Raw genomic sequence first — 21,720 nt, 5'->3', positions numbered from 1 at the left:
CGGGCCGCGTCGAGCGTGGTATCGTCAAGGTTGGTGAAGAAGTCGAAATCGTCGGCATTCGTCCGACGTCGAAGACGACGGTTACCGGCGTTGAAATGTTCCGCAAGCTGCTCGATCAGGGCCAGGCTGGCGACAACATCGGCGCGCTGATCCGCGGTGTGAACCGTGACGGCGTCGAGCGTGGTCAGATCCTGTGCAAGCCGGGCTCCGTGAAGCCGCACAAGAAGTTCATGGCCGAAGCCTACATCCTGACGAAGGAAGAAGGCGGCCGTCATACGCCGTTCTTCACGAACTACCGTCCGCAGTTCTACTTCCGTACGACGGACGTGACCGGCATCGTGACGCTTCCGGAAGGCACGGAAATGGTTATGCCTGGCGACAACGTGACGGTTGCCGTTGAGCTGATCGTTCCGATCGCGATGGAAGAAAAGCTTCGCTTCGCAATCCGCGAAGGCGGCCGTACCGTCGGCGCTGGCATCGTGGCTTCCATCGTCGAGTAATCCCAGGATTATTCCTTTATAAAAAGGCCCCGCTGGAAACAGCGGGGCCTTTTTGCATTCGGAGGTTTGCATGAGCTTGATCATTCTGACCGGCGCCTCTGGTTCGGGAAAGACTGCTATCGCGGAAGCAATAGCCAGGGACCACGCTCGAAGGTTAGCCGTCTATCATTTCGACAGCATCGGCATACCGTCACTGGACGCCATGGTCAGGGAGCATGGTTCGCCGGAGGCCTGGCAGCGCGACAAGACCATCGAATGGCTGGCACGGCTTGTGCCGCAAGCGCAGAAGGGCAGGGCCGTTCTCTTCGAGGGGCAGATGCGGCCATCTTTCGTCGTCGAAGCCGCTATGGCTGCCAGGATCGATGACTATAGCCTCATATTGATCGATTGCGATGATGCAACGAGGGCACATCGCTTGTCCGCTGAGCGAGGCCAGCCGGAACTTGCCGATGCGAACATGATGAACTGGGCCGCCTATCTGCGCCGTGAGGCCCAAGCATCCGGCTTTGAGATTCTCGACACGAGCCACCTTTCGCTCAAGCAGAGCGTGGATAATGTACTGAGGCACCTGCTCGATTGATCCAAGGACATTATCACCAGCCGGTGATATTTTTGATCGATGAGAACTCTATCTTCGCACGGCGCACGACATCCGCAACGAAATCGCTCTTGCCGCCGGTATAGTGGTCCCAATCGCCACTGGCCTCTTCGGCCAGGCGCCGTTTCAAGGTCGCATAATTCGCCGCATGTTCGGGATGGGCGCGCAGATAATCGCGAAAGAGAAGGCGCTCCCGATGAGCCTCATTGTCGGGCAAGCAAAGATAAAGTCGCGTGCCGTAAGGCGTCTCATCCTTGGTGAAGGTCCAGCGGCCGGCGTCATGCGGATCGCCGTGAAAGCGATATCCGTCCTCCTTCAGGCGCTCCGTCGCCTCGAGCCTGCGCTCTTCCGAGAAGAGGACTGCATCGATATCGAGTTTGGGTTTGGCACATAATCCGGCGATGGCAGTGCTGCCGATATGATGGAATGTGGCGGGATGGCCAAGCAGCAGACCAATTGCCTTGCTTCTGTTTTCAAAGAGAAGGGGCCATTGCGGATCATATTCGACGAGTGTAATCGGCCGCATCCCACTCATCTCCTTTCGTCGTTTTCGCCGCGCGGTATATGCGTTACCGAGTCGACCCGATTATTTTGCCGGGAAAGTGTGAGGTCACCAAGCCGTGTCTTGCGAAACGAATACAAGGGCCTATTTATCGCTCGATTTTATCTGGAGGAGATTTCATGAAGAAACGTATTTTGTTCACTGGCGGCAGTGGCAAGGCTGGGCGTCACACGGTTCCTTGGCTGGTCAATGCCGGCTATGAGGTCCACAATGTCGATCTCGTACCGCTGAATAGCCCTGGCGTCACCAATCTGCAGGCCGATGTCACCGATGCGGGACAGGTCTTTAATGTCCTCAGCATGCACCGCGATTTTCCAGACCTCGATCAAGGCAAGGGTGTGCAGCCTTTCGACGCCGTCGTGCATTTCGCCGCCATCCCGCGCATCCTGATCAAGCCCGATAACGAGACCTTCCGCATCAATACGATGAGCACCTACAATGTCATCGAAGCGGCGGCGAAGCTCGGCGTGAAGAAGATCATCGTCGCCTCCAGCGAGACGACCTATGGTGTCTGCTTCGCCGAAGGCCATCGCGACTTCCATCAGTTCCCGCTGGAAGAAGATTACGATGTCAATCCGATGGATTCCTATGGTCTGTCCAAGGTCGTGAACGAGAAGACCGCCCGCGCTTTTGCCGAACGCTTCGGTATAGACATCTACGCGCTGCGCATCGGCAACGTCATCGAGCCGCACGAATATGAGCGTTTCCCCGAGTTTTTCGCCAACAGCGAAATCCGCAAGCGCATTGCCTGGAGCTATATCGACGCCCGCGATCTCGGCCAGATCGTCCATCTCTGCGTCGAGAAGAATGGCCTCGGCTTCCAGGTGTTCAATGCCGCCAACGATACGGTTTCGGCCAACACGCCATCGCGCGAACTTGCTGCCAAGCACTATCCGAAGGTTCCTTTCACGCGCGAGATCGGTGAATACGAGGGCCTGCTTTCCAACCGCAAGATCCGCGAGGTCCTGGGTTTCAAGGAAGAGCATGACTGGCGCAAATATGTGAAGGTCTGAGGGGACGCGGACCTTGCAATCGGCCGGGCGTTTTGTGTTGGCGCCCGGCAAGGGCATCGATCCGGGTGAGGGTGCCTCTCCATTTGTTACGCAGCAAAACCAAAAATGCTTCCCCAAACACTCGACAAATAACACCGTTTATTTAAGTAGGGTTGCGTTCGCGAAGCATCTCCTAGAGATTGCAGCGCATGGCCCGGTATATCCGCGCCCGTGTTTCGAACCAGCGCCCTCCCGCCAATGGGGCTCAGGGGTGAGCAGCGTGCGATTTGCGTCGCGACGAAAGATAATAGCCGGCTGGCCTGCAAGCGCTCAGCCGTTTCGGAGGTATCATGAAGGATAATGTTGCACGTATTTTCGTTGGGTTCGATTCCAAGGAGGTCGTGGCCTATCACGTCCTGACCCAGAGCATCATCGAGCGCTCGTCTATTCCGGTGGTGTTCTCGCCGATCGTGCTCAACAATCTCGAGGGCATCTTCACGCGCGAGCGCAACCCGCTACAGTCGACTGAATTTTCCTTCTCGCGCTTCCTGGTGCCTTACCTCAGCGATTACCAGGGCTGGAGCATCTTCATGGATTGCGACATGCTCGCCCGCACCGATATCGCGGAGCTCTGGGCGCTGCGCGACGACCGTTATGCCGCCATGTGCGTCAAGCACGACTATCAGCCGAAGATCGAAACCAAGTTCCTCGGCCAGACGCAGACGAAGTATGAAAAGAAGAACTGGTCGAGCATGATCCTGTTCAACAATGCCAAATGCACGGCGTTGACGAAGGATTTCGTCAATACGGCGACGGGCCTTCAGCTTCATCAGTTCAAGTGGCTGGAGAATGACGATCAGATCGGCGAGGTGCCGGTGACCTGGAACTATCTCGTCAACGAATATGACTATCGTGAAGATGCCAAGCTCGTGCACTTCACCGACGGCGGCCCGTATTTCGACGAATATCGTAACGACGACTACGCCGAAGAATGGTTCGCCATGCGCGACCGCATGCTGCACGTCCAGCAGAAGTGAGCGATTTGGATCGCAAGACGGCGGGAAACATCGATGGCGGCATGCCGGCTGCGGGTTCCGCGGCCGGTTTGAACGGTGCCGACGAATGGCGAACCGTATTGATGGGCTTTTCCCATATCGTCCTGGTCGCTAATAGCGATGCGGTCGATATCGCAAGCCTGCAGGCGCAGTTTCCGCAGACGGCGCTCTTCGTCTTCTTCAACAAGGTCTACAAGGTTCTGGATCGCCCGTTCCATGGGCATTCGCTGCTGATTTCCCGTGGTCAGCCGCGCGGTGCCAACATCGTCTATCGCGGCGAAGTGGGTGAGGTGGTCAAATTCTTTCCGAAGGAATATTTCCTTGGCATCATGAACATACGCCTCGGCCTGGAAGAGAAGCTCAATCCCGCCGCCGACTTTCAGGGCGCGCCGACCGGCCACCTCGATCTCGTGGGCTTCTGCTCCGATTTCTATACTGAAGGCAAGACGCCGACGAGCGGTTTTGCAATGGCGCTTTGGCTCAGCGATCTGAAATTGCCCGGCGCGATCGTGCTTGCCGGCTTTTCGGCCAGACGCAGTCAGAAGTGGAGGGTGGTTTCCGCCCACGATTGGAGTTTCGAGCAGACCTTCCTGCGCCTGTTTGCCCGGCTGGGAAAGATCACCATCCATGGTGGGGTCGCATTGAACCCCTATATCAGCCTTGCCCAGCGCTTCACGGAGGTGCCTCCGGCCGAGATTGCTTTGGCCGCAACCGAGGTTTTGTCGGAGCGGCTGGGCAATACCGATGCCGAAATAGACAAGCTGATCTCCCTGACCAATGTGATTCGCTCCGCGGACAATTTTATGCGTCGCCTCAGGCCGAAATTTCTCAAGCGCAAGCCGAAAGGTTCTCCTGGAGAGTAACGAGGGCGAAGGGTATCCCTTCCGTAGCATTCGCGGCGGCTTTGCCCGTCCGGTAGATCTGTCCGCCCGGGCATGTTCCATGTGAAGCTGCGGGTTCGATTGGGAAAAAGAAAAAAACGCTCTTGCCAATCGTTTCGTCCCGCCTTAAAGGGAGCGCCATGTCTTCGAACTGCTTAAGCGGTCCACCGCTTGAAGCGAATGTTCGAAGGAAGAAGGGGTATAGCTCAGTTGGTAGAGCGGCGGTCTCCAAAACCGCAGGTCGTAGGTTCGAGCCCTGCTGCCCCTGCCATTCTCCTTGATTTGACTGGCGCGTCGTTTCGCAGCTTCTTGGATTAGGGTGATGCCGGATTGCCGGCAAATTTTAGAAAACACCGTATTGCCTCTTGTTAAATCGGGAATCGGTGTTTATGTAGGGTTTAACAGACACGCGGTGCGTGGGGCTGATAGTTTCAGCTTTACGCGCCGTAATTGCGTGGGCAGTCAATGGCATCCAAAACGAATCCACTAGCGTTTCTGCGGCAGGTGCGCTCCGAGACGTCGAAAATCACTTGGCCCTCGCGCCGCGAGACCATGATCTCGACGGTAATGGTGCTCGTCATGGTCGTGTTCGCCTCGCTGTTTTTCTTTGCTGCTGACCAGCTCATCGGCTGGATTCTCGGCTACGTGCTGAATACCGGCAATTAATATCGGGTGGAGATGAACATGGCGGCACGTTGGTACATCGTCCACGCTTATTCTAATTTCGAAAAGAAAGTGGCTGAATCCATTGAGGAGAAGGCCAGGCAGAAGGGTCTCGAGCATCTGTTCGAAAAGATCCTTGTGCCGACCGAGAAGGTTGTTGAAGTTCGCCGTGGCCGCAAGGTCGACAGCGAGCGCAAGTTCTTCCCGGGTTACGTGCTCGTTCGCGCCAACCTGACGGATGAAGCCTACCACCTGATCAAGAATACGCCGAAGGTCACTGGCTTCCTCGGCTCTGACAATAAGCCCGTTCCGATTCCGGATTATGAAGCCGAGCGCATTCTCGGTCAGGTCCAGGAAGGCGTCGAGCGGCCGAAGGCTTCCGTATCCTTCGAGATCGGCGAGCAGGTTCGTGTATCCGACGGTCCGTTCGCATCGTTCAACGGCACGGTTCAGGATGTGGACGAAGAGCGTTCGCGCCTGAAGGTGGAAGTATCGATTTTCGGCCGCGCTACGCCGGTCGAACTGGAATACAGCCAGGTCGAGAAGGTCTGATTATGATTTCTACGAAAGGTTGGCCTGGCGGCTGGCCTTTCGTTCGAGTTTGGATATAAGTAAATGCTTACTTATATCTCGCGGCCAAGCCGCAATCCGCGTGGAAGGGTAGGGTCTTAGCCGGACCTGTTAATCCGCACCACGCAACCGCAGCCGCCGGAGCGATCCGGCTTAGTAGGCCGGGCAACCGGTCATGTAGAAAGGCAGAGAGAAATGGCTAAGAAAGTTGCAGGCCAGCTCAAGCTGCAGGTAAAGGCCGGCTCGGCGAATCCGTCGCCGCCGATCGGTCCTGCGCTTGGTCAGCGTGGCATTAACATCATGGAATTCTGCAAGGCGTTCAATGCCGCCACGCAGGAAATGGAAAAGGGTATGCCGATCCCGGTCGTCATCACCTACTACCAGGACAAGTCCTTCACTTTCGTCATGAAGCAGCCGCCGGTCAGCTACTTCCTGAAGAAGGAAGCGAAGATCCAGTCCGGCTCGAAGACCCCGGGCAAGGGCGCCAAGGCTGGCACCCTGACCAAGGCTCAGGTCAAGGCAATTGCCGAAGCCAAGATGAAGGATCTGAACGCCGCCGATATCGAAGGCGCAATGGCCATGATCGAGGGCTCTGCCCGCGCCATGGGCCTGGAAGTGGTAGGTTAAGACCATGGTAGCAAAGCGTATTCAGAAGATTCGTGAAGGCGTTGATCCGACCAAGCTCTATGCTCTGGATCTGGCCATCAACATGGTCAAGGAACGTGCCGTCGCCAAGTTCGACGAAACCGTCGAAATCTCGATGAACCTCGGCGTTGACCCGCGTCACGCCGACCAGATGGTTCGCGGCGTCGTCAACCTGCCGAACGGCACCGGCCGTACGGTTCGTGTTGCCGTCTTCGCTCGCGGCGCCAAGGCTGACGAAGCCAAGGCTGCCGGTGCTGACATCGTCGGCGCAGAAGACCTGGTCGAAATCGTTCAGGGCGGCAAGATCGACTTCGATCGCTGCATCGCCACCCCGGACATGATGCCGCTGGTCGGCCGTCTCGGTAAGGTTCTCGGCCCGCGCGGCATGATGCCGAACCCGAAGGTCGGCACCGTTACGATGGACGTCAAGTCGGCTGTTGAGGCCTCCAAGGGCGGCGCCGTCGAGTTCCGTGTCGAGAAGGCTGGTATCGTCCATGCCGGCATCGGCAAGGCTTCCTTCGACGCCAAGGCTCTGGAAGAAAACATCCGCGCCTTCGCCGACGCCGTCATCAAGGCGAAGCCGGCTGGCGCCAAGGGCAACTACGTCAAGCGCGTAGCGATCTCCTCGACCATGGGTCCGGGCGTCAAGATCGAGCCGTCGACGGTTACGGCGCCGAGCGCCTGATTGGTTCTGCCGGGCTCCAAGCCCGGCATTTAAGAATTCCCGGCCTTTCGGGGCCGGGATTTCCGGAGAAATCCGGAATTCCTGTCCGAGATTGCAGGTGGTTATCCCTTAATCACTTAAGCCTGCATGAGACGGGTAAGACCCGAATTTTGAAGAAGCTTCGCTTCGATGAACTCGGTTCGAGCCTTGGATGCCTTGTGCCTTGGAGCCGTCAGGCTCGAGCGCGAGGGGACAGGATCCTCAAGCGTCGCTTGGGATCTCTCTTGATCCCAGGAGGCAAAAGGCAACCCGGCAGGCCCGTTAACCCGGTCCTGTCAACTGGAGAAAAGCAGTGGAAAGAGCGGAAAAACGCGAATTCGTCACGGAACTGAACGAAGTCTTCAAGGCTTCGGGCTCGGTTGTCGTGGCCCACTATGCTGGTGCTACAGTCGCTCAGATGAACGATTTCCGTTCCAAGATGCGCGCTGCTGGCGGCACCGTCAAAGTCGCGAAGAACCGCCTGGCCAAAATTGCTCTTCAGGGCACGGATGCGGAAGGGATTTCCAATCTCTTCACCGGTCAGACGCTGATCGCATACAGCACTGATCCGATTACCGCTCCGAAGGTCGTCGTGGATTTCGCCAAGGGCAACGACAAGATCGTTGTTTTGGGCGGCGCCATGGGAACAACAACGCTCAACGCCGAAGGTGTCAAGTCGCTCGCGACCCTGCCTTCGCTGGACGAGCTGCGCGCGAAGCTGCTGGGCATGATCCAGACTCCGGCTACCCGCATCGCAGGTGTTGTTGCAGCGCCGGCAAGTCAGCTTGCTCGCGTGTTCTCGGCCTACGCCAAGAAGGACGAAGCCGCGTAAGGCGGTTTTTCGCTGTTTATAACCAACCAGTTCGAACCGAACAAAAGGAACTATCAAAATGGCTGATCTCGCAAAGATCGTAGACGACCTCTCCTCGCTGACCGTTCTCGAAGCCGCAGAACTGTCGAAGCTTCTCGAAGAAAAGTGGGGCGTTTCCGCTGCTGCTCCGGTAGCTGTTGCTGCCGTTGCCGGTGGCGCTGGCGGCGGTGCTGCTGCTGCTGAAGAAGAAAAGACCGAGTTCGACGTCATCCTCGCTGATGCCGGCGCGAACAAGATCAACGTCATCAAGGAAGTCCGCGCCATCACCGGCCTGGGCCTCAAGGAAGCCAAGGACCTCGTTGAAGCCGCTCCGAAGGCTGTCAAGGAAGCTGTTTCCAAGGCTGAAGCTGCTGACATCAAGAAGAAGCTCGAAGACGCCGGCGCTAAGGTCGACGTTAAGTAAGCTTGAAACTGCTTTGGGAGGTGGCTTTTTGTCGCCTCCCATTTGCCGTTTTTCTGAACGAATTACCCAAAAGCCGCGGGCAAAACGGCTTTTGGGTAATGGGTTCTTCAAGAGGATGGTCTCAAACCGAACCGCGACGCAATCCGGCTGAGCGGTTTTCGGTTAGATAGACGAGATTGAACTACTCATTGATTGATGGGGTCGCCTGGCCAGCGTTTCCCATCCGTTGCAGGCCCGGGTGCAGGATTTTAAAGGAGCGACGATGGCTCAGACCCTTTCGTTCAACGGTCGCAGGCGCGTACGCAAGTTTTTTGGTAAGATTCCCGAAGTCGCAGAGATGCCGAACCTCATCGAGGTTCAAAAGGCGTCCTACGATCAGTTTCTCATGGTCGAAGAACCCAAGGGCGGCCGCCCGGACGAAGGTCTTCAGGCTGTCTTCAAGTCGGTTTTCCCGATCACCGATTTCTCCGGCGCTTCCATGCTGGAGTTCGTTTCCTATGAGTTCGAACCGCCGAAGTTCGACGTCGATGAGTGCCGCCAGCGCGACCTGACCTATGCCGCGCCGCTGAAGGTGACCCTCCGTCTGATCGTGTTCGATATCGACGAGGATACGGGCGCGAAGTCCATCAAGGACATCAAGGAACAGAGCGTCTACATGGGCGACATGCCGCTCATGACGAACAACGGTACGTTCATCGTGAACGGCACCGAGCGCGTGATCGTGTCGCAGATGCACCGTTCGCCGGGCGTCTTCTTCGATCACGACAAGGGCAAGAGCCATTCTTCCGGCAAGCTGCTCTTTGCCGCTCGCGTCATTCCGTATCGCGGCTCCTGGCTCGATATCGAATTCGACGCCAAGGACATCGTCTACGCCCGTATCGACCGCCGCCGCAAGATTCCGGTGACGTCGCTGCTGATGGCGCTCGGCATGGACGGCGAAGAGATCCTGTCGACCTTCTATACGAAGTCGCTCTACCAGCGCGACGGCGATGGCTGGCGCATTCCCTTCAAGCCGGAAACCCTGAAGGGTGCCAAGACCGTTTCCGACATGATCGACGCCGACACCGGCGAAGTCGTGGTCGAAGGCGGCAAGAAGCTCACGCCGCGCCTGCTGCGTCAGCTGCAGGACAAGGGCCTGAAGGCCCTGAAGGCGACGGACGAAGAACTCTACGGCCTGTTCCTGGCAGAAGACATCGTCAACTTCCAGACCGGCGAGATCTATCTCGAAGCCGGCGACGAAATCGACGAGAAGACCCTTCCGGTCATCCTGAACGCCGGCTTCGACGAGATCCCGGTTCTCGGCATCGACCACATCAATGTCGGCGCCTACATCCGCAATACGCTGTCGGCCGACAAGAACGAGAACCGCCAGGACGCTCTGTTCGACATCTACCGCGTCATGCGTCCGGGTGAACCGCCGACCATGGAATCGGCTGAAGCCATGTTCAACTCGCTGTTCTTCGATGCGGAGCGTTACGATCTCTCCGCCGTCGGCCGCGTGAAGATGAACATGCGCCTCGACCTCGACGTCGAAGACACCGTCCGCATCCTGCGCAAGGACGACATCCTAGCCGTGGTCAAGATGCTGGTCGAACTGCGCGACGGCAAGGGCGAAATCGACGACATCGACAACCTCGGCAACCGCCGCGTACGTTCGGTCGGCGAGCTGATGGAAAATCAGTATCGTCTGGGCCTGCTGCGCATGGAGCGTGCGATCAAGGAACGCATGTCCTCGATCGAAATCGACACGGTCATGCCGCAGGATCTGATCAACGCCAAGCCGGCAGCTGCTGCCGTCCGCGAATTCTTCGGCTCCTCGCAGCTGTCGCAGTTCATGGACCAGGTGAACCCGCTTTCGGAAATCACCCACAAGCGTCGTCTCTCGGCTCTTGGCCCGGGTGGTCTGACCCGCGAGCGCGCCGGCTTCGAAGTGCGCGACGTTCATCCGACGCACTACGGTCGTATTTGCCCGATCGAAACGCCGGAAGGTCCGAACATCGGCCTCATCAACTCGCTGGCGACCTTTGCCCGCGTCAACAAGTACGGCTTCATCGAAAGCCCTTATCGCCGCATCATCGACGGTAAGGTGACCAACGACGTGCTCTACCTCTCCGCCATGGAAGAGGCGAAGTACTACGTTGCTCAGGCCAATGCCGAACTCGACGCCGACGGCTCCTTCATCGAGGAATTCGTCGTCTGCCGTCATGCCGGCGAAGTCATGCTCGCTCCGCGCGACAACATCAACCTGATGGACGTCTCGCCGAAGCAGCTGGTTTCGGTCGCTGCCGCTCTGATCCCGTTCCTGGAAAACGACGACGCCAACCGCGCTCTCATGGGCTCGAACATGCAGCGTCAGGCCGTGCCGCTTCTGCGTGCCGAAGCCCCGTTCGTCGGCACCGGCATGGAGCCGGTCGTCGCGCGTGACTCCGGTGCCGCTATCGGCGCCCGCCGCGGCGGCGTGGTCGACCAGGTCGACGCAACGCGTATCGTTATCCGCGCCACCGAGGACCTCGATCCGTCGAAGTCCGGCGTCGATATCTACCGCCTGATGAAGTTCCAGCGTTCGAACCAGAACACCTGTGTCAACCAGCGTCCGCTGGTCACCGTCGGTGACGTGGTCAACAAGGGCGACATCCTGGCTGACGGTCCGTCGACCGATCTCGGCGATCTGGCTCTCGGCCGGAACGTGCTCGTCGCGTTCATGCCGTGGAACGGCTACAACTACGAAGACTCGATCCTGCTCTCCGAGCGTATCGTTGCCGACGACGTGTTCACCTCCATCCACATCGAAGAATTCGAAGTGATGGCGCGCGACACCAAGCTCGGTCCGGAAGAAATCACCCGCGATATTCCGAACGTTTCGGAAGAAGCGCTGAAGAACCTGGACGAAGCCGGCATCGTTTACATCGGCGCCGAAGTTCAGCCGGGCGATATCCTCGTCGGCAAGATCACGCCGAAGGGCGAAAGCCCGATGACGCCGGAAGAAAAGCTCCTGCGCGCCATCTTCGGTGAAAAGGCATCCGACGTTCGCGATACCTCCATGCGCATGCCGCCCGGCACCTACGGTACGGTGGTCGAAGTTCGCGTCTTCAACCGTCACGGCGTCGAAAAGGACGAACGTGCCATGGCGATCGAGCGCGAAGAGATCGAGCGTCTTGCGAAGGACCGCGACGACGAGCAGGCGATCCTCGACCGTAACGTCTATGGCCGTCTGGTCGAGATGCTGCGCGGTCAGGTTGCTCTTGCTGGTCCGAAGGGCTTCAAGAAGGGCACGGAACTGTCGAACGCCGTCGTTTCGGAGTATCCGCGTTCGCAGTGGTGGATGTTCGCTGTCGAGGACGAAAAGGTCCAGAGCGAGCTGGAAGCCCTGCGTGGCCAGTACGACGAATCCAAGTCGCGCCTCGAACAGCGCTTCATGGACAAGGTCGAGAAGGTCCAGCGTGGCGATGAAATGCCTCCGGGCGTCATGAAGATGGTCAAGGTCTTCGTCGCTGTGAAGCGCAAGATCCAACCGGGCGACAAGATGGCAGGCCGTCACGGGAACAAGGGCGTGGTCTCGCGCATTGTTCCGGTCGAAGACATGCCGTTCCTCGAAGACGGCACGCATGTCGACATCGTGCTGAACCCGCTCGGCGTGCCCTCGCGCATGAACGTCGGTCAGATTCTCGAAACGCACCTGGGCTGGGCTTGCGCCGGCATGGGTCGCCAGATCGGCGAACTGATCGAAGCCTACAAGGCCAGCGGCAACATCGAGCCGCTGCGCAAGACGATCGATCTGGTCGTCGGCGATGGCCCGAAGAGCGACGACGTTCACGAGTATGACGATGCGTCGGTTCTGCGTCTGGCCGACCAGTGGAAGCGTGGCGTGTCCATCGCGACCCCGGTCTTCGACGGTGCAGGCGAAGCGGACGTCAACCACATGCTGGCAATGGCAGGTCTCAAGCAGACCGGCCAGTCGACACTGTACGACGGTCGTACCGGCGAGCAGTTCGACCGTCAGGTCACGGTTGGCTACATCTACATGCTGAAGCTGAACCACCTTGTCGACGACAAGATCCACGCCCGTTCGATCGGTCCGTACTCGCTCGTCACCCAGCAGCCGTTGGGCGGCAAGGCGCAGTTCGGCGGCCAGCGCTTCGGCGAAATGGAAGTCTGGGCGCTCGAAGCTTACGGTGCAGCCTACACGCTGCAGGAAATGCTCACGGTCAAGTCGGACGACGTGGCCGGTCGTACCAAGGTCTACGAAGCCATCGTTCGTGGCGACGACACCTTCGAAGCGGGCATTCCGGAAAGCTTCAACGTTCTCGTCAAGGAAATGCGCTCGCTGGGTCTCAGCGTCGAATTGGAAAACTCCAAGGTCGACGATCTGCAGGCAGCTGGCCAGCTTTCGGACGCAGCCGAGTAATAGCCTCAAAGGGTGCGCGCTGTCGGTCAGCGCGCACCGTTGGAATATTGCAGCGCCGTCGACGTCCCTTTGGATGCATGGCGCCGCAAGGCGGTTTTAAAGCGTCAGGTCGGCTCCCGGGATTTGCCGGCCCTGTTCGCAATTCGAGGGCGTTTCGCCCCTAAAGGAGATAGGCATGAACCAAGAGGTCATGAATCTTTTCAATCCGCAGGTGCCTGCGCAGAATTTCGATTCCATCCGGATTTCGATCGCGTCGCCGGAGAAGATTCTTTCCTGGTCTTATGGCGAGATCAAGAAGCCGGAAACGATCAACTATCGTACGTTCAAGCCGGAACGCGATGGTCTTTTCTGCGCACGAATCTTCGGACCGATCAAGGACTACGAATGCTTGTGCGGCAAGTACAAGCGCATGAAGTACAAGGGCATCATCTGCGAAAAGTGCGGCGTCGAAGTCACGCTGTCGCGCGTTCGCCGTGAGCGTATGGGCCATATCGAGCTCGCCGCTCCCGTTGCCCACATTTGGTTCCTGAAGTCGCTGCCTTCGCGCATTTCGACGCTGCTCGACATGACGCTGAAGGATGTGGAGCGCGTTCTCTACTTCGAAAACTATATCGTCACCGAGCCAGGCCTTACCGCGCTCAAGGAGCATCAGCTTCTGACGGAAGAAGAGTACATGCTCGCCGTCGACGAATATGGCGAAGACCAGTTCACCGCCATGATCGGCGCTGAAGCGATCTACGAGATGCTGGCCAGCATGAACCTTGAAAAGATCGCTGGCGATCTGCGCTCCGAGCTTGCCGACACCACGTCGGATCTCAAGCAGAAGAAGCTGATGAAGCGCCTGAAGATCGTCGAGAACTTCATGGAATCCGGCAACCGTCCGGAATGGATGATCATGAAGGTTGTCCCGGTCATCCCGCCGGACCTGCGTCCGCTGGTTCCGCTCGATGGCGGCCGCTTCGCGACCTCGGATCTGAACGATCTGTACCGCCGCGTCATCAACCGTAACAATCGTCTGAAGCGCCTGATCGAACTGCGCGCTCCGGGCATCATCATCCGCAACGAAAAGCGCATGCTGCAGGAATCTGTCGATGCGCTGTTCGACAACGGCCGCCGTGGCCGCGTCATCACCGGCGCCAACAAGCGCCCGCTGAAGTCGCTGTCCGACATGCTCAAGGGCAAGCAGGGCCGCTTCCGTCAGAACCTGCTCGGCAAGCGCGTCGACTATTCCGGCCGTTCGGTCATCGTGACCGGTCCGGAACTGAAGCTGCACCAGTGCGGCCTGCCGAAGAAGATGGCGCTCGAGCTGTTCAAGCCGTTCATCTACGCTCGCCTCGACGCGAAGGGTTACTCCTCGACCGTCAAGCAGGCCAAGAAGCTGGTCGAGAAGGAAAAGCCGGAAGTCTGGGATATCCTCGACGAGGTCATTCGCGAGCATCCGGTTCTTTTGAACCGCGCACCGACGCTGCACCGCCTGGGCATCCAGGCCTTCGAACCCACGCTGGTCGAAGGCAAGGCTATCCAGCTGCATCCGCTCGTCTGCACGGCCTTCAACGCCGACTTCGACGGTGACCAGATGGCTGTGCACGTGCCGCTCTCGCTGGAAGCCCAGCTTGAAGCCCGCGTGCTGATGATGTCGACCAACAACATCCTGCATCCGGCAAACGGCGCGCCGATCATCGTTCCCTCGCAGGACATGGTTCTCGGCCTGTACTATCTGTCGATCCTGAACCAGAACGAGCCGGGCGAAGGCATGGCCTTCTCCGACCTCGGCGAGCTGCATCACGCGCTTGAAAACAAGGTCGTGACGCTGCATTCGAAGATCCGCGGCCGCTTCAAGTCGGTCGGCGAAGATGGCAAGCCCTATTCGAAGATCTATGAAACGACCCCCGGTCGCCTGTTGATCGGCGAACTCTTGCCGAAGCACGGCAAGGTGACCTTCGACATCTGCAACCAGGAAATGACCAAGAAGAACATCTCCAAGATGATCGACACGGTCTACCGCCATTGCGGTCAGAAGGACACGGTCATTTTCTGCGACCGCATCATGCAGCTCGGCTTTGCCCATGCTTGCCGCGCCGGCATCTCGTTCGGCAAGGACGACATGGTCATTCCGGACACCAAGGTTAAGATCGTCGGCGATACTGAAGCGCTCGTGAAGGAATACGAGCAGCAGTACAATGATGGTCTGATCACCCAGGGCGAAAAGTACAACAAGGTTGTCGACGCCTGGGGCAAGGCCACGGAAAAGGTCGCCGAAGAAATGATGGCCCGCATTAAGGCTGTCGAATTCGACGAAAAGACTGGTCGTCAGAAGCCGATGAACTCGATCTACATGATGAGCCACTCGGGTGCTCGTGGTTCTCCGAACCAGATGCGCCAGCTGGGCGGCATGCGCGGTCTCATGGCCAAGCCGTCGGGCGAAATCATCGAGACGCCGATCATCTCGAACTTCAAGGAAGGCCTGACCGTTAACGAGTACTTCAACTCGACGCACGGTGCCCGTAAGGGTCTGGCAGACACCGCCTTGAAGACCGCGAACTCCGGTTACCTGACCCGCCGTCTCGTCGACGTCGCGCAGGATTGCATCGTCACGCACGTCGATTGCGGTACCGAAAACGGCCTCACCATGACCGCCATCGTCGATGCCGGCCAGGTCGTCGCCTCGCTCGGCGCCCGCATCCTCGGCCGTACGGCCCTGGACGACATCGATCATCCGGTCACGGGTGAGCGCATCGTCGACGCCGGCAAGATGATCCTGGAACCGGATGTCATCGAGATCGAGAAGGCTGGTATCCAGTCGATCCGTATCCGTTCGGCACTGACCTGCGAAATCCAGACGGGTGTGTGCTCGGTCTGCTACGGCCGTGACCTTGCTCGCGGTACGCCTGTCAACATCGGTGAAGCTGTCGGCGTCATCGCCGCGCAGTCGATCGGTGAGCCGGGCACCCAGCTGACCATGCGTACCTTCCACCTGGGCGGCACGGCGACCGTGGTCGACCAGTCGTTCCTGGAAGCCTCCTACGAGGGCACGGTTCAGATCAAGAACCGCAACATGCTGCGTAACTCCGACGGCAACCTCGTTGCCATGGGCCGCAACATGACGGTCCAGATCCTGGACGAACGTGGCGTCGAGCGCTCCTCGCAGCGCGTTGCCTACGGCTCCAAGCTGTATGTCGACGACGGCGACAAGGTGAAGCGCGGTCAGCGTCTGGCGGAGTGGGACCCCTATACCCGTCCGATGATGACGGAAGTGGCCGGTACGGTTCACTTCGAAGACGTCGTCGACGGTCTCTCGGTTCTCGAAGCGACAGACGAATCCACCGGCATCACCAAGCGTCAGGTCATCGACTGGCGCTCGACGCCGCGCGGCTCCGATCTGAAGCCGGCGATCGTCATCAAGGACGCCAGCGGCGCCGTTGCCAAGCTGTCGCGTGGTGGCGAAGCCCGCTTCCTGCTCTCGGTTGACGCGATCCTGTCGGTCGAGCCGGGCACGAAGGTGTCGCAGGGTGACGTTCTCGCCCGTTCGCCGCTGGAAAGCGCCAAGACCAAGGACATCACCGGTGGTCTGCCGCGCGTTGCCGAACTGTTCGAAGCTCGTCGTCCGAAGGACCACGCCATCATCGCAGAGATCGATGGTACGATCCGTCTGGGCCGCGACTACAAGAACAAGCGCCGTGTCATCATCGAGCCGGCGGAAGACGGTGTCGAGCCGGTCGAATACCTGATCCCGAAGGGCAAGCCCTTCCACCTTCAGGAAGGCGACTATATCGAAAAGGGTGACTACATCCTCGACGGTAACCCGGCTCCGCACGACATCCTGGCGATCAAGGGCGTGGAGGCTCTGGCTTCCTACCTGGTCAACGAAATCCAGGAAGTCTACCGCTTGCAGGGCGTTGTCATCAACGACAAGCACATCGAAGTGATTGTCCGTCAGATGCTGCAGAAGGTGGAAATCACCGATGCGGGCGACAGCCAGTACATCGTCGGCGACAACGTCGACCGTATCGAACTGGACGACGCCAACGATCGTCTGATCGAAGAAGGCAAGAAGCCCGCTTATGGCGATCCGGTTCTGCTCGGTATCACCAAGGCATCGCTGCAGACGCCGTCTTTCATCTCGGCCGCATCCTTCCAGGAAACGACGAAGGTGCTGACCGAAGCTGCAATCGCTGGCAAGACCGACGGCCTGCAGGGTCTGAAGGAAAACGTCATCGTCGGCCGTCTCATCCCGGCCGGTACCGGCGGTACCATGACGCAGATCCGCCGCATCGCTACGGCCCGCGACGAGCTCATCCTCGAAGAGCGCCGCAAGGGCACGGGCGCCGGCGTCGCAACGCCGATGCTGCAGGATCTCGCCAGCGAGAACACCCCGGCCGAGTAATCGGCAAAGGGATAGGCAAAAATCAAAACCGCCCGGAGCGATCCGGGCGGTTTCTTTTTATTCAGCGATGAAATTAGGCGGGAGAGGGGAGGTTGCCTCCGCAAGGGAGGCAGATCCGTCAGCGGAAGCGGATGATCGCGACTTCGCCTTCGAGCGCGCCTTGATAGGCGGAGGCATGCGGCTCTTCGTCCGGAATGTCCGTCAACAGGCCGATCTGATCGAGGTCGGCCTCGATGAAGCCCTCTTCGGCAAGAGCGTTCAGCGCCTCGCGCACGGCGGTATCATCGTCGGGCGCTTTCAGCATGACGTGCAGGTCGATGCCTTCGCCGCCATCGGTCTCATAACCCTTGCCGATGATGATGAAGACCATGGGGCCGTCGGAATTGTTGTCATTGTCTGGCGCTGTAATCATGGGTCTTCCTTCGGGAGTATCGAATCGACCCGGCGATTCCTTTTTGCCGCGCGGGTCCGTCGGATGGAAATGTTCTTCCGTGATTCCTTATAGGGATTTTGATGAAATACCAAAGTCCATCTTGCCGAAGGGGCGGCATTTCCGTATCCAATGCGCCAAATGGCTGGTTTGCCCGGCCTTTCCGGGCTTTATGACAAAGATAATTTCTTAACCGGCCTTGACGAACCGGCGGGAAACCAGTAGTACCGCCGCCATCGGAACCCATGTGAGGCATGGCTATTCGGGGCGACGCGCCCTGAAGTTCACCTCAAACAAGGTTCTAAACGCACGTTGAAGACACGAATGCTGCACGCATGACGCCATTTTCGGTGTCCTCTGCTTTTCTGTGGTCCATCTGCGAAAGCGGATCGGGCCACGTTTTGCGCATTGAGACGAACGTGTGTCGTTGCCGGTGACGGCGCAAGTGAAGCCCGCAAGGGTGTCGAGATAGATTTACAAGGGATGGTTGAATGCCTACCGTAAACCAGCTGATCCGCAAGCCTCGTCAGGCACAGGTAAAGCGTAATAAGGTTCCCGCTCTCCAGGAGAACCCGCAGAAGCGCGGCGTTTGCACCCGCGTCTACACCACGACGCCGAAGAAGCCGAACTCGGCTCTGCGTAAGGTCGCAAAGATCCGCCTGACCAACGGCTTCGAAGTCATTGGTTACATCCCGGGTGAAGGCCACAACCTTCAGGAACACTCTGTCGTCATGATCCGTGGCGGCCGCGTTAAGGACCTTCCGGGTGTTCGCTACCACATCATCCGCGGCGTTCTCGATACCCAGGGTGTCAAGAACCGCAAGCAGCGCCGTTCGAAGTACGGTGCGAAGCGTCCGAAGTAATTCGGATTTTTAGATAATCCGGCGCTGCGCGAGGTTCTCCGCGTGGTGAAGCGCCGCTAACGGTTGAGAGACGAGAAGTATATGTCCAGACGTCACAGAGCAGAAAAGCGTGAGATCAACCCGGACCCGAAGTTCGGCGATCTGATCGTCACCAAGTTCATGAATGCCATCATGCTCGACGGCAAGAAGTCCGTAGCTGAAAGCATCGTATACGGCGCGTTTGACGCCGTGCAGGGCAAGGCAAAGCAGGAGCCGCTCGGCGTGTTCCATCAGGCTTTGGATAACATCGCTCCGCACGTTGAAGTCCGTTCGCGCCGCGTTGGTGGTGCTACGTACCAGGTTCCGGTCGATGTGCGCCCTGAGCGCCGCCAGGCTCTGGCCATCCGCTGGCTGATCACTGCCGCTCGCAAGCGTAACGAGACGACGATGGTTGACCGTCTTTGCGGCGAACTTCTCGATGCCTCCAACAACCGCGGCGCTGCCGTCAAGAAGCGCGAAGACACGCACAAGATGGCTGACGCCAACCGTGCGTTCTCGCATTATCGCTGGTAATCCCGAACGGTTTCGGAAAGGCAGTCCACAATGGCTCGCGAATATAAAATCGAAGACTACCGCAATTTCGGTATCATGGCGCATATCGACGCCGGCAAGACCACGACCACCGAGCGTATTCTTTACTACACCGGCAAGTCGCACAAGATCGGCGAAGTGCACGACGGCGCAGCCACCATGGACTGGATGGAGCAGGAGCAGGAGCGTGGCATCACGATCACCTCCGCTGCCACGACCACCTTCTGGAAGGGCCGCGACGGCAAGACCCGCCGCTTCAACATCATCGACACCCCCGGCCACGTCGACTTCACCATCGAAGTCGAGCGTTCGCTGCGTGTTCTCGATGGTGCGATTGCGCTGCTCGACGCCAATGCCGGCGTTGAGCCGCAGACGGAAACCGTCTGGCGTCAGGCTGAGAAGTATCATGTTCCGCGCATGATCTTCTGCAACAAGATGGACAAGACCGGCGCCGATTTCTATCGCTCGGTCGAGATGATCAAGACCCGCCTCGGCGCGACGGCTGTTGTCATGCAGCTGCCGATCGGCGCTGAAAGCGATTTCAAGGGCGTTGTCGACCTGATCGAGATGAACGCTCTCATCTGGCGCGACGAATCGCTCGGCGCTCAGTGGGACGTCGTCGAAATCCCGGAAGACATGAAGGCAAAGGCTGCCGAATACCGCGAAAAGCTGATCGAGACCGTTGTCGAGATCGACGAAGCCGCGACCGAAGCTTATCTCGAAGGCAACCTGCCTGACAACGATCAGATCCGTGCGCTCGTCCGTCGCGGCACGATCGACGTCAAGTTCCATCCGATGTTCTGCGGCACCGCCTTCAAGAACAAGGGCGTTCAGCCGCTGCTCGACGCCGTTGTCGACTACCTGCCGTCGCCGCTCGACATCCCGGCGATCAAGGGCATCGATTTTAAGACCGAAGCCGAGATTGAACGTCACGCTGACGACAGCGAGCCGTTGTCCATGCTGGCATTCAAGATCATGAACGACCCCTTCGTCGGTTCGCTCACCTTCGCCCGCATCTATTCCGGCAAGCTGGAAAAGGGCGCATCGGTCATGAACACGGTCAAGGACAAGCGCGAGCGCGTCGGCCGTATGCTGCAGATGCACTCGAACTCCCGCGAAGACATCGAAGAAGCCTTTGCAGGTGACATCGTTGCTCTCGCCGGCCTCAAGGAAACCACCACGGGCGACACGCTCTGCGATCCGCTGAAGCCGGTTGTTCTCGAGCGCATGGAATTCCCCGAGCCGGTCATCCAGATCGCGATCGAGCCGAAGACCAAGGGCGACCAGGAAAAGATGGGCCTCGCGCTCAACCGCCTGGCTGCTGAAGATCCGTCCTTCCGCGTGAAGACGGACCAGGAATCGGGTCAGACGATCATCGCCGGCATGGGCGAACTGCATCTCGACATCATCGTCGACCGTATGCGTCGCGAATTCAAGGTTGAAGCTACCGTCGGCGCGCCGCAGGTTGCTTACCGCGAAACCATCACGCGTCAGACCGAAAAGGACTACACGCACAAGAAGCAGTCCGGCGGCACCGGTCAGTTCGCACGCGTCAAGATCGTGTTCGAACCGAACCCGGACGGCGACGACTTCAAGTTCGAGTCCAAGATCGTCGGCGGTGCAGTTCCGAAGGAATTCGTACCGGGCGTTCAGAAGGGTATCGAAAGCGTTCTGTCTTCCGGCCCGCTGGCTGGCTTCCCGATGCTCGGCGTCAAGGCGACGCTCATTGACGGTGCCTTCCACGATGTCGACTCGTCGGTTCTGGCCTTCGAAATCGCTTCCCGCGCTTGCTTCCGTGAAGCAGCCCGCGAAGCTGGTGCCCAGCTCCTCGAGCCGATGATGAAGGTCGAAGTCGTAACGCCGGAAGATTACGTCGGCGACGTCATCGGCGACCTGAACTCGCGTCGTGGCCAGATCCAGGGCCAGGAAAGCCGCGGTATCGCTGTTGTCATCAACGCGAACGTCCCGCTGGCGAACATGTTCAAGTACGTCGATAACCTGCGTTCGATGTCTCAGGGCCGTGCACAGTACACGATGACCTTCGATCATTACGCGCCGGTTCCGTCGAACGTCGCACAGGAAATCCAGGCAAAGTATTCCGGTCAGAAGTGACCGGAATACCAATTGACCGATAACAAGAATTGATCCCCCAGGGGACAGGAAAACGGAGAGCCGAAAATGGCAAAGAGTAAGTTTGAGCGCAATAAGCCGCACGTTAACATCGGTACGATCGGTCACGTTGACCACGGCAAGACGTCCTTGACGGCAGCGATCACGAAGTACTTCGGTGAGTTCAAGGCGTATGACCAAATCGACGCGGCTCCGGAAGAGAAGGCTCGTGGTATCACGATCTCGACGGCCCACGTTGAATACGAGACGCCGAATCGTCACTATGCGCACGTTGACTGCCCCGGCCACGCCGACTACGTCAAGAACATGATCACCGGTGCTGCCCAGATGGACGGCGCGATCCTGGTTTGCTCGGCTGCTGACGGCCCGATGCCGCAGACCCGCGAGCACATCCTGCTTGCTCGCCAGGTTGGCGTTCCGGCGATCGTCGTGTTCCTGAACAAGGTCGACCAGGTTGACGACGCCGAACTTCTCGAACTCGTCGAGCTCGAAGTT

Annotated in this window: 19 protein-coding genes and 1 tRNA gene; 18 read left to right on the top strand and 2 right to left on the bottom strand. The window is 58.7% G+C overall.

Annotated features, from left to right (window positions below; all coding sequences use genetic code 11):
• Both GA0061103_RS34620 and GA0061103_RS34615 read left to right on the top strand, forming a co-directional pair.
• A partial coding sequence (locus tag GA0061103_RS34620) for an EF-Tu C-terminal domain-related protein (protein WP_245304963.1) occupies positions 1 to 500 on the top strand: 500 nt, incomplete at its 5' end.
• Between the two features lie 70 nt (positions 501 to 570).
• Positions 571 to 1,080: an AAA family ATPase gene (locus tag GA0061103_RS34615; RefSeq protein ID WP_092720500.1), complete on the top strand. Its 510-nt coding sequence runs from the start codon at positions 571 to 573 to the stop codon at positions 1,078 to 1,080.
• Between the two features lie 13 nt (positions 1,081 to 1,093).
• On the opposite strand, the gene GA0061103_RS34610 is transcribed toward GA0061103_RS34615, so the two are convergent.
• Positions 1,094 to 1,624: a GrpB family protein gene (locus GA0061103_RS34610; RefSeq protein ID WP_092720498.1), complete on the bottom strand. Its 531-nt coding sequence runs from the start codon at positions 1,622 to 1,624 to the stop codon at positions 1,094 to 1,096.
• A 155-nt stretch (positions 1,625 to 1,779) separates the two neighbouring features.
• Between GA0061103_RS34610 and GA0061103_RS34605 the strand changes: the two genes are divergently transcribed.
• The 12 genes from GA0061103_RS34605 to rpoC all read left to right on the top strand — a co-directional run bounded on the left by GA0061103_RS34605 (position 1,780) and on the right by rpoC (position 17,232).
• Entirely contained in the window at positions 1,780 to 2,673 is an 894-nt protein-coding gene (locus GA0061103_RS34605) for an NAD-dependent epimerase/dehydratase family protein (RefSeq protein ID WP_092720496.1), read from the top strand.
• A gap of 329 nt (positions 2,674 to 3,002) precedes the next feature.
• Positions 3,003 to 3,689: a glycosyltransferase family protein gene (locus GA0061103_RS34600; RefSeq protein ID WP_075857229.1), complete on the top strand. Its 687-nt coding sequence runs from the start codon at positions 3,003 to 3,005 to the stop codon at positions 3,687 to 3,689.
• 41 nt (positions 3,690 to 3,730) lie between these two features.
• Positions 3,731 to 4,570 (top strand): 3-deoxy-manno-octulosonate cytidylyltransferase, encoded by an 840-nt coding sequence (locus tag GA0061103_RS34595; protein WP_092720503.1) that lies wholly within the window; start codon positions 3,731 to 3,733, stop codon positions 4,568 to 4,570.
• Positions 4,571 to 4,783: 213 nt separating this feature from the next.
• Positions 4,784 to 4,859, top strand: a tRNA-Trp gene (locus GA0061103_RS34590).
• Between the two features lie 194 nt (positions 4,860 to 5,053).
• Positions 5,054 to 5,254: a preprotein translocase subunit SecE gene (gene secE / locus GA0061103_RS34585; protein ID WP_015339590.1), complete on the top strand. Its 201-nt coding sequence runs from the start codon at positions 5,054 to 5,056 to the stop codon at positions 5,252 to 5,254.
• 18 nt (positions 5,255 to 5,272) lie between these two features.
• On the top strand, positions 5,273 to 5,803 hold the full coding sequence (nusG, locus tag GA0061103_RS34580; RefSeq protein WP_004123460.1) for a transcription termination/antitermination protein NusG: 531 nt from the start codon (positions 5,273 to 5,275) through the stop codon (positions 5,801 to 5,803).
• 213 nt (positions 5,804 to 6,016) lie between these two features.
• Positions 6,017 to 6,448: a 50S ribosomal protein L11 gene (gene rplK, locus GA0061103_RS34575; protein WP_069614842.1), complete on the top strand. Its 432-nt coding sequence runs from the start codon at positions 6,017 to 6,019 to the stop codon at positions 6,446 to 6,448.
• Positions 6,449 to 6,452: 4 nt separating this feature from the next.
• The gene (rplA, locus tag GA0061103_RS34570) at positions 6,453 to 7,151 is read left to right on the top strand and encodes a 50S ribosomal protein L1 (protein ID WP_092720493.1); all 699 of its coding nucleotides are present in this window, start codon (positions 6,453 to 6,455) and stop codon (positions 7,149 to 7,151) included.
• A 331-nt stretch (positions 7,152 to 7,482) separates the two neighbouring features.
• Complete coding sequence (rplJ, locus tag GA0061103_RS34565) at positions 7,483 to 8,001, top strand: 50S ribosomal protein L10 (RefSeq protein WP_004123444.1); 519 nt, start codon at positions 7,483 to 7,485, stop codon at positions 7,999 to 8,001.
• 58 nt (positions 8,002 to 8,059) lie between these two features.
• Positions 8,060 to 8,443, top strand: coding sequence for a 50S ribosomal protein L7/L12 (rplL, locus tag GA0061103_RS34560; RefSeq protein WP_092720491.1), 384 nt, complete (start codon positions 8,060 to 8,062; stop codon positions 8,441 to 8,443).
• Positions 8,444 to 8,705: 262 nt separating this feature from the next.
• Positions 8,706 to 12,848, top strand: a complete 4,143-nt coding sequence (gene rpoB, locus GA0061103_RS34555) for a DNA-directed RNA polymerase subunit beta (RefSeq protein WP_092720488.1) — start codon at positions 8,706 to 8,708, stop codon at positions 12,846 to 12,848.
• Positions 12,849 to 13,023: 175 nt separating this feature from the next.
• Positions 13,024 to 17,232: a DNA-directed RNA polymerase subunit beta' gene (gene rpoC / locus GA0061103_RS34550; protein ID WP_092720486.1), complete on the top strand. Its 4,209-nt coding sequence runs from the start codon at positions 13,024 to 13,026 to the stop codon at positions 17,230 to 17,232.
• Positions 17,233 to 17,350: 118 nt separating this feature from the next.
• Here the strand turns inward: rpoC and GA0061103_RS34545 are convergent, their stop codons facing one another.
• Positions 17,351 to 17,644, bottom strand: coding sequence for a hypothetical protein (locus GA0061103_RS34545; RefSeq protein WP_004123433.1), 294 nt, complete (start codon positions 17,642 to 17,644; stop codon positions 17,351 to 17,353).
• Between the two features lie 509 nt (positions 17,645 to 18,153).
• Here GA0061103_RS34545 and rpsL point away from each other — a divergent pair.
• The 4 genes from rpsL to GA0061103_RS34525 form a co-directional block, all read left to right on the top strand.
• Positions 18,154 to 18,525, top strand: coding sequence for a 30S ribosomal protein S12 (rpsL, locus tag GA0061103_RS34540; RefSeq protein WP_003507760.1), 372 nt, complete (start codon positions 18,154 to 18,156; stop codon positions 18,523 to 18,525).
• An 81-nt stretch (positions 18,526 to 18,606) separates the two neighbouring features.
• Positions 18,607 to 19,077, top strand: coding sequence for a 30S ribosomal protein S7 (gene rpsG, locus GA0061103_RS34535; protein ID WP_092720484.1), 471 nt, complete (start codon positions 18,607 to 18,609; stop codon positions 19,075 to 19,077).
• 30 nt (positions 19,078 to 19,107) lie between these two features.
• On the top strand, positions 19,108 to 21,207 hold the full coding sequence (fusA, locus tag GA0061103_RS34530; RefSeq protein ID WP_092720482.1) for an elongation factor G: 2,100 nt from the start codon (positions 19,108 to 19,110) through the stop codon (positions 21,205 to 21,207).
• Between the two features lie 66 nt (positions 21,208 to 21,273).
• The coding region (locus tag GA0061103_RS34525; RefSeq protein WP_141694426.1) for a GTP-binding protein at positions 21,274 to 21,720 on the top strand (447 nt) is incomplete at its 3' end.

Source organism: Martinezella multihospitum, from assembly GCF_900094585.1.
Lineage (GTDB): Bacteria > Pseudomonadota > Alphaproteobacteria > Rhizobiales > Rhizobiaceae > Rhizobium > Rhizobium multihospitium.
Note: the sequence above shows the minus strand (reverse complement) of the source record. Positions and strands in the feature narration are given on the sequence as shown.